13 protein-coding genes are annotated in these 13,433 nt (G+C 31.2%); 10 read left to right on the forward strand and 3 right to left on the reverse strand.

Translation table 11 applies throughout. From position 1 onward, the window contains the following. The first annotated feature begins 40 nt into the window (after positions 1–40). The 4 genes from recX to KA830_RS10830 are packed head-to-tail and all read left to right on the forward strand — an operon-like array spanning position 41 to position 3,557. Positions 41–859 carry a recombination regulator RecX gene (recX, locus tag KA830_RS10815; protein ID WP_204180536.1) on the forward strand — a complete coding sequence of 273 codons (819 nt, stop codon included), beginning with the start codon at positions 41–43 and terminating at the stop codon, positions 857–859. After that, positions 837–1,151, forward strand: coding sequence for a YfhH family protein (locus KA830_RS10820; RefSeq protein WP_046207943.1), 315 nt, complete (start codon positions 837–839; stop codon positions 1,149–1,151). Before recX ends, KA830_RS10820 begins: the two co-directional genes overlap by 23 nt. 15 nt (positions 1,152–1,166) lie before the next feature. Then, positions 1,167–2,699, forward strand: coding sequence for an ATP-binding cassette domain-containing protein (locus tag KA830_RS10825; RefSeq protein WP_046207942.1), 1,533 nt, complete (start codon positions 1,167–1,169; stop codon positions 2,697–2,699). Between the two features lie 9 nt (positions 2,700–2,708). Then, positions 2,709–3,557: a sugar ABC transporter permease gene (locus KA830_RS10830; RefSeq protein ID WP_046207941.1), complete on the forward strand. Its 849-nt coding sequence runs from the start codon at positions 2,709–2,711 to the stop codon at positions 3,555–3,557. A gap of 82 nt (positions 3,558–3,639) precedes the next feature. Here the strand turns inward: KA830_RS10830 and KA830_RS10835 are convergent, their stop codons facing one another. Beyond that, positions 3,640–4,617 carry a metal-dependent hydrolase gene (locus tag KA830_RS10835; RefSeq protein ID WP_210134249.1) on the reverse strand — a complete coding sequence of 326 codons (978 nt, stop codon included), beginning with the start codon at positions 4,615–4,617 and terminating at the stop codon, positions 3,640–3,642. A gap of 123 nt (positions 4,618–4,740) precedes the next feature. Between KA830_RS10835 and mutY the strand changes: the two genes are divergently transcribed. The 3 genes from mutY (at position 4,741) to KA830_RS10850 (ending at position 8,329) form a co-directional block, all read left to right on the forward strand. Further along, positions 4,741–5,787 carry an A/G-specific adenine glycosylase gene (mutY, locus tag KA830_RS10840; protein WP_204180534.1) on the forward strand — a complete coding sequence of 349 codons (1,047 nt, stop codon included), beginning with the start codon at positions 4,741–4,743 and terminating at the stop codon, positions 5,785–5,787. A gap of 66 nt (positions 5,788–5,853) precedes the next feature. Further along, the gene (gene ntdP / locus KA830_RS10845; RefSeq protein WP_019469633.1) at positions 5,854–6,396 is read left to right on the forward strand and encodes a nucleoside tri-diphosphate phosphatase; all 543 of its coding nucleotides are present in this window, start codon (positions 5,854–5,856) and stop codon (positions 6,394–6,396) included. Between the two features lie 196 nt (positions 6,397–6,592). Beyond that, positions 6,593–8,329 carry an ABC transporter ATP-binding protein gene (locus KA830_RS10850; protein WP_070039301.1) on the forward strand — a complete coding sequence of 579 codons (1,737 nt, stop codon included), beginning with the start codon at positions 6,593–6,595 and terminating at the stop codon, positions 8,327–8,329. 84 nt (positions 8,330–8,413) lie between these two features. Here KA830_RS10850 and KA830_RS10855 read toward each other — a convergent pair whose 3' ends face one another. Together KA830_RS10855 and KA830_RS10860 are read right to left on the reverse strand one after the other, a co-directional pair. Further along, positions 8,414–9,508, reverse strand: a complete 1,095-nt coding sequence (locus tag KA830_RS10855; RefSeq protein WP_046207937.1) for an FUSC family protein — start codon at positions 9,506–9,508, stop codon at positions 8,414–8,416. 75 nt (positions 9,509–9,583) lie between these two features. Beyond that, positions 9,584–10,873, reverse strand: coding sequence for a glutamate-1-semialdehyde 2,1-aminomutase (locus KA830_RS10860; RefSeq protein ID WP_064209712.1), 1,290 nt, complete (start codon positions 10,871–10,873; stop codon positions 9,584–9,586). An 81-nt stretch (positions 10,874–10,954) separates the two neighbouring features. Between KA830_RS10860 and bcp the strand changes: the two genes are divergently transcribed. The 3 genes from bcp to perR all read left to right on the forward strand — a co-directional run bounded on the left by bcp (position 10,955) and on the right by perR (position 12,923). Continuing rightward, entirely contained in the window at positions 10,955–11,410 is a 456-nt protein-coding gene (gene bcp, locus KA830_RS10865) for a thioredoxin-dependent thiol peroxidase (RefSeq protein WP_073345843.1), read from the forward strand. 6 nt (positions 11,411–11,416) lie between these two features. Then, the gene (locus KA830_RS10870) at positions 11,417–12,367 is read left to right on the forward strand and encodes an NAD(P)-dependent oxidoreductase (protein WP_204180533.1); all 951 of its coding nucleotides are present in this window, start codon (positions 11,417–11,419) and stop codon (positions 12,365–12,367) included. Between the two features lie 94 nt (positions 12,368–12,461). Continuing rightward, positions 12,462–12,923 (forward strand): peroxide-responsive transcriptional repressor PerR, encoded by a 462-nt coding sequence (gene perR / locus KA830_RS10875; RefSeq protein ID WP_046207933.1) that lies wholly within the window; start codon positions 12,462–12,464, stop codon positions 12,921–12,923. Positions 12,924–13,433 lie beyond the last annotated feature (510 nt).

Below are 13,433 nucleotides of genomic sequence, written 5' to 3' on the forward strand. Positions count from 1 at the left end.
ATAAACAATATAAGTTATTCTTATAAGTGGAGTGAAGATAATGCCGAAAATCACAAAAATAGAAGTTCAAAAAAACAATAAAGAACGTTTTAATTTATATTTAGATGATGAATTTGAGATGGGTATTGATATTGATACTTTTGTCTATTTCAATCTTAAAAAGGGACAACTTGTTGAAGCAGCTGAAATGGAAAAAATTCAAAAGTATGAGCAATATAGACAAGCGATTAATATAGCGATTCAATATCTGTCATATAGAAAAAGAACTGAGCACGAAGTGGCACAGCATCTAGCAAAGAAAGATATTTCAGAAAGTGTTATTGCAGATGTATTAGATTATTGCCATAAGCAAAATTTAATAGATCATAAAGACTACGCGAATAGTTTAAAAAACACAATGATTTTAACTACGGATAAAGGACCAGAAATTTTCAAACAAAAATTACGCGAAGCTGGTATAGAGCAAAATATCATTGATGAATATGCGCTTTTATATAATGAAGAACAACCTTTAGACAAGATTATAAAATTAGCAAATAAAATATTGAAACAAAAAAAAGGGCCACAAATAAAGCGTGAAGAAAAGTTGAAACAATCTTTGATGCAAAAAGGTTATACATTTGAAACGATTAACATTGTGATGGAAGAATTAGATTTTTCACAATCAGAAGAATCATTAGACATGTTATTACAAAACGATTTAGAAAAAGCGTATACTAAGAGTTCGAAAAAGTATACAGGTAGAAAATTAGTCAATAAAACGATTGAAACACTTATGAGAAAAGGCTATCAATATGATAAAATAAAACCTAAACTAGAAGAGAGTGGAATTGAGAATGGAACGGAAGAAATTGAGTGAAATGAGTGAAATAGAATTACGTCATGAAATTCAAGGGTATAAAGAACAAATGCGCAAAGCAGAAATGAATGGTATTTATAACGAGTATGACGTATATGCAAGTAAAGCAATCATAGCAGAAAGCTATTTAGTAGATAGAAATAAAGTAGAACTTGGCAAAATTTATCAACTGAATGATGGTACAAAAAGTTATTTTAAGGTAGAACGACTTAAAGGTATTTTTGCATGGGGATTCAGAATCAATAGTTCAGAGCCAGAAGAAGGTTTGCCCTTAGCATTATTAAAACTGTAGAAGGATGAAGATAGTATGGGTAGTTCAATTATTTTAAAGTTACTTAATGTAACACATTACTATAGAAATAAAAAATCAAAAAAGTGGTATCAGCCTTTTGGTTATGATGCAGATAACATAGAGTTAAATAATATTAATCTACACATCTATCAAGGTGAATCACTTGGCATCATCGGTGAGCCTGCGTCTTCAAAATCTCTTGTAGGTCGGATATTAAGTGGTGAAATTAAACCTGATAAGGGAAGAGTTGTGCGCAAAACAGATTTGTTTTATGCAGATATAGACGATAAATATGCTCAAAATATATCGGTTGAAGATTACATATCTAATGCAGTTACATTATTCCCATACAAAGTCAATACGCATAAAGTTGAACAAGTTCTAAAATATGCACATGTCGAAGCGCAAAGTGATACGCCTATATGTGAATTACCAGATGAAGTATATGCCCGCATACTTTTTTCACTTGCCAGAACATCTAAAGCAAGTATTATTATTTTTAATAAAATACTGCAAAATTTAACGGATGAATATTTTGAAAAAGCAATTGAACTATCAGATGAATACATAAATAATAATTTAACCATTGTTATGATAGATGACAATGTTGAAAGAGTTAGTAAGGCAAGTAATTATATAGCGTGGGTTTCGCATGGTCAACTTAGAATGGAAGGTTCTATTAAACAAGTCATTCCTGTATTTAATGAACATGAGAGAGATAGAGCATCTTTAGAAAGTGATGAAGAAAAACGAAATTTTGATTTAGATTGGAAAAAAAGTAGAGCACGTACGCCTGAGTTAACTTATAATTTCAAACGAATTGAAAGATATAACCACGTTAAACCACCGGTTGTACTAGTTAGATTCTGGACATTTATAACTATTTGTATGCTAGGTGTGCTTTTAACAGCAGTGTTAATATTTAATGATATTGGTAAAATTAACATAGGACAAAATGAAGACCAAGCCACTATTCAAAACCAACCTAAAAATCCTTACGAAGTTAAACTATCATACGGAATCGTATTAGATGATTCAGTTAAATTAAAGAACCTAAAAAAAGGAAAAGAGTTAAGTCCTAACAAGTACGCTTTGCTTACCATTACTGGTGAAAACACAAAAAATTATCGTGTTAGTGTCGATAATCAGTCTTATAAAGTCGGAAAAAAAGATATTCGTTATTTTGATCCAGCAGGTTTATTTGAAGAACATAGTGGGGATGCACTCGCGCCATTTATGAGTAAAAATTATAGTAATTATTTTGAATTTTTTAATAGTCACTTACATAAAAAGCATGGTACTGTGACAGATTCACTAGTTCCAGAAGAAGGGAAAAATGATCGCTTTATTGTACCTATCGTTCAACAACCGATTGCAATGATATTTAATGATCAAAATAAACTTTCCGGGTTTACAATTCCGATGAAAGATAAAGCGAAGTTAAAAGAGAAATTTAATATTGATAATAACTTCTGGATTACTAAATCAGGTGATGGTTATTTCATGGCAGATTTTAAAAATGATAAATGGATATATATTGAATTGTAGGTGTAGTAAATGATAGATAATTTAATTAATTTTTATAAGAATGCACCATTTTTAAGTAAACACTTGTACCATCGATTAAAGGGGCAATGGAAATGGTTTGTAATACCATTTATTATTAGCATCCTGTTATTATGTCTGCTAATGTTCATATTTAATGTGAATGGTACAGAAGAAATAAAACAAGCACGTGGTTATTTTAGATTAGCAGCATTAATAAGTTTTTCATTTATCTGGATAGCTATTTATCAAAGTTATCAATTGTTTAAAAAAGAGTATTTTACTGCTAAAGTTTTTAATTTGAATCCAATTTTTCAAACGATTATGATAGCTATTATTTCTAATTTATTAATGTTTATTGCGTTAATGATGATTATATTAATGACACCAGTTAATATAGAGAGTTCCATTCCATCGACAATATACTTTGTTATAATGTCAATTATCTTTGTCGTAGTTATTTCTACAGTATTTGGTTTACTAACTATTACCAAAAATAATGTAGATATCATATTTTATATATTATCAGTCATTATGTTTTTTCTCGTACCAATTGTGTATATTCCGTCCAGTAATTCAACAGTAATTTCTCATATTTTAATGTTGAACCCGTTATTTTATCTTATAGAGGGAATCTCACAGTCTGTTGTTTTAGGTGCATTAAGCTTAAATAATATACCATACCATTTTTATTTTATATTTTTAATGGCGACAGCTTGTGCATTGATATTTGCTCTGTTTAGAACGACAGCATATCAGAAATTTAGAGTTGCGCATGAGAAAAAGGATACTGATGACAAATTAAAAAATGATTCAAATCATAACGAAAATGTAATTGCTCAAAATACAAACCATAAATAATGATTTTAGTCATTTTCAATCTTATTAGTAAAGGCTGAGACACAATCTTGTGTCCCAGCCTTTGTTACTATCAATAAAATTTTTACTTTGCAAATAATTTTTTTTGTAATTTATCTTCACTAAACACCCAACCAATATAAGAATGATCAATATTCATAAATTCGTCTAGATGTGCGATTGCTACAAAAGAATAGTGACCATTTTTTAGATAGCGTAAATCGATTAGTCTAATTTCTGTCGTGTCATCATCTAGCTTTCTAGCTTGCCAGCGATATATAGATGAAAAGTTAAGGAAAGTTTTTATGTTTTTATCATCTTTAACAAATTGCATTAAATCATTACTAGGAAAAGGATGACGCTCAGATTTATCACTAAAAACGATATTTCTACCATAACTGCGTCCAACATAATCGTGATTTTCTGTTTGAATAGCGACACGCCATTCCATAAATCGCATGGTAGGTGCAACAAAAACTTTAACAGGATTATGTTCTTGCTTTATTTGTTTAAGCGCTTGTTGTTTAATGATGGCTTGCATCCTAAACCGAATAATATAATAAACAACAAGAAAACCAAAAATAGGGAAAAATGAAAGAAATGGATGTAAGCCTAATACCCAAAGCAAAATGCCGACACACCAAAGGATGAATATGATTGGGTCAAATGTATTGATGACACTGAGTTGAATCCATTTATTTGTGATGGGTCTGAGCGCTTGGGTTCCATATGAATTAAATATATCAACAAAGACATGAAGAAAGACCGCAAGCTGAGCCCATAACCAGATATGGCTAGCATCAATATTTTTAAAAAATGTAAATATAAATAAAGTTATAAGTAATGGCCACAAAATCGTAAAAGGTATTGAATGTGTTATACCTCTGTGATTTGATATATAAGTGGCATTATCTTTGAGTTTTAAAACTGTGTCTCCATCTGGTATCAGAGAACCGATGATTAGAGTAGTTGCAGTTGCTGCAAATGAACCAGTCATCGCTGGGTCTTGTGTTGCCAAAGCGGTTAATCCAATACCCATGACAATATGCGTACCTGTATCCATAAGTATCCTCTCATTTCATTTCAATATTATTTCTATTATAATCTAATATACTAAATAATAAAATTAACATACTAAAATGAAGAAAAAAAGTTTTAGAATCACGTAGAGAAAGAGATGTATAACATGTATAACGAATCAGAATTTAAAAATAATCTCGTAAAATGGTTTGAGAAAAATCAAAGACAAATGCCATGGAGAGAAACTAAAAATCCATACTATATTTGGTTAAGTGAAGTAATGTTACAACAAACTCAAGTGAAGACGGTTATCGATTATTATCATAAATTTGTAAATAGGTTTCCAACAATAACTGATTTAAGTAACGCACATGAAGATGAAGTGCTAAAATATTGGGAAGGACTCGGCTATTATAGTCGTGCACGTAACTTCCATAATGCAATCAAAGATGTAGCGGTAAATTATAATGGTGAGGTACCTAATGATCCGAAGCGTTTTGGGGAACTGAAAGGCGTTGGTCCATACACACAAGCAGCAGTCATGAGTATTGCTTTCAACCTTCCATTAGCAACAGTCGATGGTAACGTTTTTAGAGTGTGGTCAAGATTGAATAATGATTATCGCGATACTAAATTACAAACCACGAGAAAAGCATTTGAAAAAGAATTAGAAACATATGTTCAAGAAGATTCAGGTACTTTTAATCAAGCGATGATGGAACTAGGCGCATTAATTTGTACACCAAAAAATCCGTTATGTTTATTTTGTCCTGTACAAGAACATTGTGAATCCTTTGAACAAGGAACAGTTGAGCAGTTACCTGTAAAAACGACAAAAGTGAAGAAAAAACATATAAAACAAAATGTCTATATAGTGCGTAACGAAAAGGGTGATTTACTTATTGAAAAAAGAACTCAAAAATTATTAAATAATATGTGGGAATTTCCTATGTATGAAGCGGAAAGCAACGAAAATATTAATACACAATTATTTACAGAAATTGAATTTCAAGCTAAACCTGTTTATTCTTTAAAACATCAGTTTACACATTTAACATGGGATATTGATGTGTATATATCTAAAAGTTGTGTTAATCGGCAAGAGATTACATTAGCTAACAATATGCAGTGGATGCCTGTAGATGATAAAGTTAATTATAATTTTCCAGTAAGTATGTCAAAAATATATAATTTTTTAATAACAAATAATTAAGGTCGTTCTGTAATCGTTAATTATGTTATAATTCAATATGTGAAATCAGAAAAGGTGGTGTGGAGCATGGTTAAAGAGTCCATACCTAAAGAGGGTCAGACGATAAAAATTCAAAGTTATAAACACGATGGAAATATACACCGTGTTTGGTCTGAAACAACTATTTTAAAAGGTACGGATCATGTAGTCATTGGTGGTAATGACCATACATTGGTAACAGAAAGTGATAATCGCACATGGATTACAAGAGAACCTGCAATTGTATACTTCCATTCCGAATATTGGTTTAACGTTATTTGTATGTTTAGAGAAGATGGTGTTTATTATTATTGTAATTTATCCTCACCATTTGTCTGTGATGAGGAAGCACTCAAATATATAGATTATGATTTAGATATTAAAGTCTATCCCAATGGTAAATATCATTTATTAGATGAAGATGAATATGAACAACATATGCGTCAAATGAATTATTCATCTGATATTGATGTAATTTTACGAAGAAACGTAGATATTCTTCAACAATGGATTGAACAAAAAAAAGGTCCTTTTGCACCGGATTTTATTAAAGTTTGGCGTGAACGGTTTAAAAAGATTAGAGATTATTAAGCATATTTAATGTAATTGATAGTTATATCCGATATAGTATTAAAGGTATATATGATACAAGTTAATTGTATAGAATAAATCTTAATAGCAAATGCTTAACTAAATGATCTGATCGTAGATAATTGTAATAACAGCCTCGTTGAATTTCAACGAAGGCTGTTTCATTTGCTGAAATAAGCAGGGAGGTATAGTTTGTATGATTCGCAGATATATACAATTCGTAAAACCATATAAATGGCGGATCATTGCCACAATTCTTGTTGGTATATTAAAATTTGGTATTCCAATGCTTATTCCGTTATTAATTAAATATGTTATTGATGACATTATCAATAACGGTGCAATCTCGGTAGAAGAAAAATTTGCTAGATTGGGAATTGCGCTAGGAATAGCCGTATTTATTTTTGTAATCGTAAGGCCCCCTATAGAATTTTTAAGACAATATTTAGCTCAGTGGACAAGTAATAAAATATTATATGACATTCGTAAGCGTCTATATAATCATTTACAAGCACTAAGTGCAAGATTCTATGCTAATAACCAAGCTGGGCAAGTTATTTCACGGGTTATTAATGATGTTGAACAAACAAAAGATTTCATCCTGACAGGCCTTATGAATATTTGGCTTGATTGTATCACTATCATTATCGCTTTATCTATTATGTTTGTACTAGATGTAAAATTAACACTAGCTGCAATTATAGTATTTCCAGTTTATATTTTGACTGTCTACTTCTTCTTTGGACGTTTAAGAAATCTGACACGTAAGAGATCTCAAGCCTTGGCTGAAGTACAAGGATTTTTACATGAACGTGTACAAGGCATGTCAGTCATTAAAAGTTTTGCAATAGAAGATAACGAAGCAGTGAATTTTGATAAGCATAATAGCAATTTCTTACAACGCGCATTTACGCATACGAGATGGAATGCCTATTCATTTGCTGCAATTAATACAGTAACTGATTTAGGGCCATTAATTGTAATAGGTTCTGGTGCGGTTTTAGCTATTAACGGTTCCATTACAGTTGGTACGCTCGCTGCATTTGTGGGTTACCTCGAACAATTATTTGGACCTTTACGTAGATTGGTTTCTTCATTTACAACATTAACGCAAAGTTTTGCATCGATGGATCGTGTGTTCCAACTTATGGATGAAAGTTATGACATAAAGAATAAAAAAGGTGCCTTACCATTAGAAATTCAAGAAGGACGTATTGAAATTAATAATGTGAGTTTCCGATATAATGCGGATGAATCTACGATATTAAACCATATTAATTTGGATATCGAACAAGGCGAAACAGTAGCGTTTGTCGGTATGAGTGGTGGAGGTAAATCAACACTTATCAATCTCATACCAAGATTTTATGATGTTACAGATGGTGAAATTAAAATTGACGGCACCAATATTAAGTCCTATTTAACAGGTAGCCTCAGACATCAAATTGGATTAGTTCAACAAGATAACGTACTATTCTCAGATACGATTAAAGAAAATATTTTATTAGGCAGACCCGATGCAACAGATGAAGAGGTCATTGCTGCTGCAAAAATGGCAAACGCACATGATTTCATCATGGAATTAACAGATGGATATGATACAGAAGTGGGTGAAAGAGGAGTTAAACTCTCTGGAGGCCAGAAGCAACGTATATCTATAGCGCGAATCTTCTTGAATAATCCACCGATTATTATCTTAGATGAAGCAACGAGTGCATTGGATTTAGAAAGTGAATCTATTATACAAGATGCATTAAATATCTTAAGTAAAGATCGTACTACGTTAATTGTGGCACATAGATTATCTACAATTACTCATGCAGATAAAATTGTTGTTATAGAAAATGGTGAAATAGTAGAAAGTGGCACACATCAAGAATTATTAGCGAAAAAAGGTGCTTATGAACATCTTTATAGCATTCAAAATTTATAAAAAGACTTTGAACGAACTAATAAATATAAAAGACCAGAGACATTTTTAAATGTCTCTGGTCTTTTTAGTTAAAATATTGAGTTTTTATAGATCAAAATCTTCTTCTTCAATTTCAATTTCATTATCATTAGAATGATATGAGAAGAAACTGATAACTAAACGATCCAAGTGTTCTATAGTATAACGATATTCTTCTATAGCTGAAATAATCTGCATTATATTAGTGAATGAATATGTTGTCTGATAAGGATCTTTAATGATTTCGCGTTGGAAAGCATCCATTAAATCTTTTTTTTGTGGATTTTCTATCTGACTATCAAAGTGACTAATATCATAACGTGCTTTCTTTGAAATACTAATAAAGATTTGTTCGTGATAGGCGATTAGCAAATCTATTTCTAATTTTATTTGAAGTAACAGCTCGTTATTCAAATTATGAAGATCGTTTTGATAACGATTCATTCGTTTTAAAACATCGTATGCTTGCCGTGTGCTACGGACAACTTGTTTAAATAGAATTTTTTTTCTATTTTGCGCATACATTTGCTTTTTCGTCCAAGGTCGTTCTTCTTCGTAGTATTCAAAGATTTGTTCTAATTTTGTAATACGTTTGCTGATTAGCCCTCTATCCTCTTTTATATGATGATATTCAGAGGTATCATTTAATACAAGTTTGAACCATACAAAGATATCTGAACAAATGTTTAAAGAATTATAATAAATTTTAGACTCGAATTTAGGGGGTAAGAATAAAAGATTAACTGCAGAAGAACTAATTACACCTACCATAACAAGGACAAATCTGTAAAATGCAGAAATATAAAAGTTACCAGTATGTGTTCCCATAATAATTAATGCAGTTATACTTGCAAGTGTAGCTACATGTTCCAATTTAAAACGGAATAAAATAGCAATTAATAATATAACAGTAACCCCCATGATTACTGGATTATTACCAAAAACAGTAACCATAACAACTGCCAGTATTGCACCGATCAGGTTACCAATTGCTCTTTCAGAAATTGTTTTAATGGAACGAAAAACACTTGGTTGCATCGCGATTACCGCACTGACAGCAGCGATTGCTTTTAATCCTGCTTCATCAGGGAACAGAGAAGCGATAAACAAAGCAAGTATAATAGCTATACCTGTCTTCAGAATGCGTGCTCCTAATTTCAAATGTACCGCTCCTTCATATATTTAATAAATTTATGTTTATACTTGTTATACAACGATTCCCTATAAAATTCAAGTTTATTTCATTTGACTAAAAGCATAATCTACAGCATCTAATGTTTTTTCAATATCATTTTTAGTGTGTTCAGTCGTTAAAAACCAAGCTTCAAATTTTGAAGGGGCGAGATTAATACCTTGATGTAACATAAGTTTAAAGAATCGTGCAAAAGCATCACCATCTGAATTTTCAACTTGATCATAGTGTGTGACAATTTCGTTTGTAAAATAGAGTGTTAATGCACCATAAACTCTATTGACAGTAGCAGTGATATTGTGTTTTTGTATTAATTTATTTAAACCATCTTCTAATTGTTGACCTAGGCTATCTAAATATTCATAAATACCATCTTGTTCTAATACTTCTAATAATGCGATGCCTGCTTTCATGGATAATGGATTTCCAGCCATCGTTCCAGCTTGATATGCAGGGCCAAGGGGAGCAACTTGTTCCATAATATCTTGTTTACCACCATAACCACCGATAGGTAAACCACCACCTACAATTTTACCGAAGGCAGTTAAATCTGGATAAACTTGGTATAAGTCTTGTGCACCACCATAATGGAAACGAAAAGCGGTAATAACCTCATCATAAATCACTAAACTTCCATTATTATGTGTAATTTCATTTACTTGTTCTAAAAATCCTGGTTTAGGTTTAACCATACCAAAGTTACCTACAATAGGTTCAACGAGTACTGCTGCAATATCATCTCCCCAATAATCAATGGCTTCTTTATAAGATTCTATATCATTATAGGGTACTGTGATGACTTCTTGGGCTACACTTTGAGGTACACCGGCAGAATCGGGTGATCCTAATTGGGAAGGTCCGCTCCCAGCTGCAACTAAAACTAAATCTGAATGACCATGATATTGGCCAGAAAATTTAATTATTTTATTTCTTTTAGTATACGCACGTGCCACACGTATTGTCGTCATTACAGCTTCAGTACCAGAATTAACGAAACGAATCTTTTCTAATGAGGGGATAGCATCGCGTAATTTCTTAGCGAAGTTTATTTCAAGTTCTGTTGGCGTTCCATATAATACGCCAAGTGCTGCTTGTTCTTGAATAGCTTGAGTTACATGAGGATGAGCATGACCAGTAATTATTGGTCCATAAGCTTGTAAGTAATCGATATATTTATTGCCATCTACATCATATAAATAAGCGCCTTGGCCAGATTTCATCATTACAGGAGCACCACCACCTACAGCTTTATATGAACGAGAAGGTGAATTTACGCCTCCTAATATATATTCATTTGAGTAATTTTGAAGTCTTTCACTTTCAGTAAATTTCATTAATATCAACCTCTTTTATTTAATATTTTCGTTTATTATCGTATCATATAATTATTAACAAAAAGAAATAGGGTGAGTTATTTGTTGAAAAAAGGAGATCAATTTCCGGAATTTAGACTTGAGAATCAAAATGGTGATATTATTTCTAATGATACATTAAGAGGAAATAAAGCAGTGCTTTATTTTTATCCGAGAGATAACACGCCAACATGCACGACAGAAGCTTGTGATTTTAGAGACAATTTATCATATTTTAATGAACTTAATACAAAAGTTTATGGAATTAGTGGAGATACAAAGAAAAAACATCAAAACTTCAGCGAAAAACATAGTTTGAATTTTGATTTATTGGTAGATGAAGATTATCAATTATCCGCGGAAGTGGGTGTATATCAACTAAAGAAAAATTTTGGAAAAGAAAGTATGGGAATAGTAAGAACTACGTTCATTATTGACGAAGATGGCGTTATTATCGATGTCATAGAAAAAGTAAAAGTAAAATCACAAATGGACGAATTAAAAGCAATTCTGGGGTGATTAGAGATGAAGGCAGTCAGTTTACAAAGAATGGGAGATTTAGAAAATGATTTAGTTGAAGCTTTTCCAAACATTAAGTTTATATTTACACAGGGTGTTTCTGATATTAATGACCATGATAAAAAGGATTTGGACATACTATTTGGATATGATGGTAAATTAGATGAAGACTTTTTGAAGTCATGCTCGAATCTGAAATGGTTGGCCTGGTATGCTACCGGTGTAAATAAGCTTCCTTTAAACTATATCGATAGTAATAATATCTTGTTGACGAATGGTCGAGGTGTACACGCAAAACAAATGTCTGAATTTATCATGGCGTTTATATTAGATGACTATAAAAAAATGAAGACTTCATTTATTAATCAAATAAATAAAAAATATGATTCGAAGCTAACTGGAAAAAGAGTAAGCGGGCAAACCCTTTTATTTTTAGGGACAGGAAGTATAGCGCAAAAAACAGCAACCATTGCTAACGCGATGGACATGATTGTACAAGGTGTTAATACAACTGGTCATGATGTAGAAGGGTTTTCCAAAACGTATACTATCGATAATTTATTTCAAGCACTAGAAGAAGCAGATATTGTTGTTAATACGTTACCAGAAACGAAAGAAACAATACATCTACTACAAAGAGAACATTTTGAAAAGATGAAAAGCGCTGCTTTATTTATTAATGTAGGAAGAGGAACAATCGTAGACGAAAATGTAATAGCAAATGTGATGAAAGAAAACATCATACGACAATCATATTTAGATGTGTTTGAAAACGAACCACTTACTCCAGATAACCAATTATATAATATAAATAATATTACAATTACAGCACATATTACGGGCAATGGCACAGAAAACAAACAAGAAGTTACTCAGATATTCAAACGAAATCTTAGTTATTTTCTCAATAACAATACTTTAATTGAGAATGAAGTTGATCCCAATACAGGATATTGATTGAAATGGTCTTTGTTTATTGACAATTCGATAATGCAACAGTTATATTAATATTAAGTAATAATTATTATTAAATAGAAAGATGGTGAGGGACATGAGTGCAGAGATGGAAACAGTTGAACATCAATTAGAAGACTCGATTGCGTCTTTAAGAGATAATGGAATAAGAATAACACCCCAAAGACAGGCGATATTGAAGTTTTTAATTGTTTCAGAAACACATCCCACTGCTGATGAGATTTATCAAGCACTTTCACCCGATTTTCCAAATATAAGTGTTGCAACGATATATAATAATTTACGTGTATTTAAAGGAATAGGCATTGTTAAAGAGTTGCCATATGGCGACGCTTCAAGTCGATTCGATTTTAATACACATAATCATTACCATGTTATATGTGAAAATTGTGGAAAGATTGTTGATTTTCATTACCCACAACTAGATGAAGTTGAGCAATTAGCTCAACACGTAACGAATTTTGATGTGACACATCATCGTATGGAAATTTATGGTCTATGTAAAGAATGTAAAGATAAAGAGAATTTACAGCAGTAATTATAATTGAACAATTACGAAAAAACTATTAAGTTAGAAAGTGCTACATTTATAAATGTAGCACTTTCTATTACTATGAGCTTATTTTATATCAATATAAAGTGAAAACAAAAAATGCAATTTTAATTGACGGTATAGTGGCTAATGTGTCCCAACAGCACTGATATAATTATACAATTTGACATATTTATACATATAAAAAATAATTAGTTATTACAAAGGTAAAATTTAACTAAAAAGTTATTGAAATTGAATTGACGAGTGAGATTAATCTTGATATTATATAAAAGTCGTCAAAACGAGACGGCTTTAAAACAAACCAAAATAAAAATAATAGAAAGTGTAAATTTGACACTTGTTAAAATTATTGAATGGTTATACAATGTTAAATGTTGAGTTAACAAACGAAACAAACTTAACAATAACAAATAAAAATTTATTATTGACTTAACAAAAACTTAATGTTACAATTAATTCTTGTAACACATCAATGAACATTGAAAACTGAAT

Origin of the sequence: Staphylococcus sp. GDY8P119P (assembly GCF_017892075.1) — a bacterium.
GTDB classification, from domain to species: Bacteria; Bacillota; Bacilli; order Staphylococcales; family Staphylococcaceae; genus Staphylococcus; species Staphylococcus ureilyticus.

Coding starts and splice junctions, on each gene's coding strand:
- KA830_RS10850 (WP_070039301.1), top strand. CDS start 6,593: ATGATTCGCAGATATATACAATTCGTAAAACCATATAAATGGCGGATC.
- KA830_RS10820 (WP_046207943.1), top strand. CDS start 837: ATGGAACGGAAGAAATTGAGTGAAATGAGTGAAATAGAATTACGTCAT.
- KA830_RS10825 (WP_046207942.1), top strand. CDS start 1,167: ATGGGTAGTTCAATTATTTTAAAGTTACTTAATGTAACACATTACTAT.
- recX (WP_204180536.1), top strand. CDS start 41: ATGCCGAAAATCACAAAAATAGAAGTTCAAAAAAACAATAAAGAACGT.
- perR (WP_046207933.1), top strand. CDS start 12,462: ATGAGTGCAGAGATGGAAACAGTTGAACATCAATTAGAAGACTCGATT.
- KA830_RS10870 (WP_204180533.1), top strand. CDS start 11,417: ATGAAGGCAGTCAGTTTACAAAGAATGGGAGATTTAGAAAATGATTTA.
- KA830_RS10835 (WP_210134249.1), bottom strand. CDS start 4,617: ATGGATACAGGTACGCATATTGTCATGGGTATTGGATTAACCGCTTTG.
- ntdP (WP_019469633.1), top strand. CDS start 5,854: ATGGTTAAAGAGTCCATACCTAAAGAGGGTCAGACGATAAAAATTCAA.
- mutY (WP_204180534.1), top strand. CDS start 4,741: ATGTATAACGAATCAGAATTTAAAAATAATCTCGTAAAATGGTTTGAG.
- KA830_RS10860 (WP_064209712.1), bottom strand. CDS start 10,873: ATGAAATTTACTGAAAGTGAAAGACTTCAAAATTACTCAAATGAATAT.
- KA830_RS10830 (WP_046207941.1), top strand. CDS start 2,709: ATGATAGATAATTTAATTAATTTTTATAAGAATGCACCATTTTTAAGT.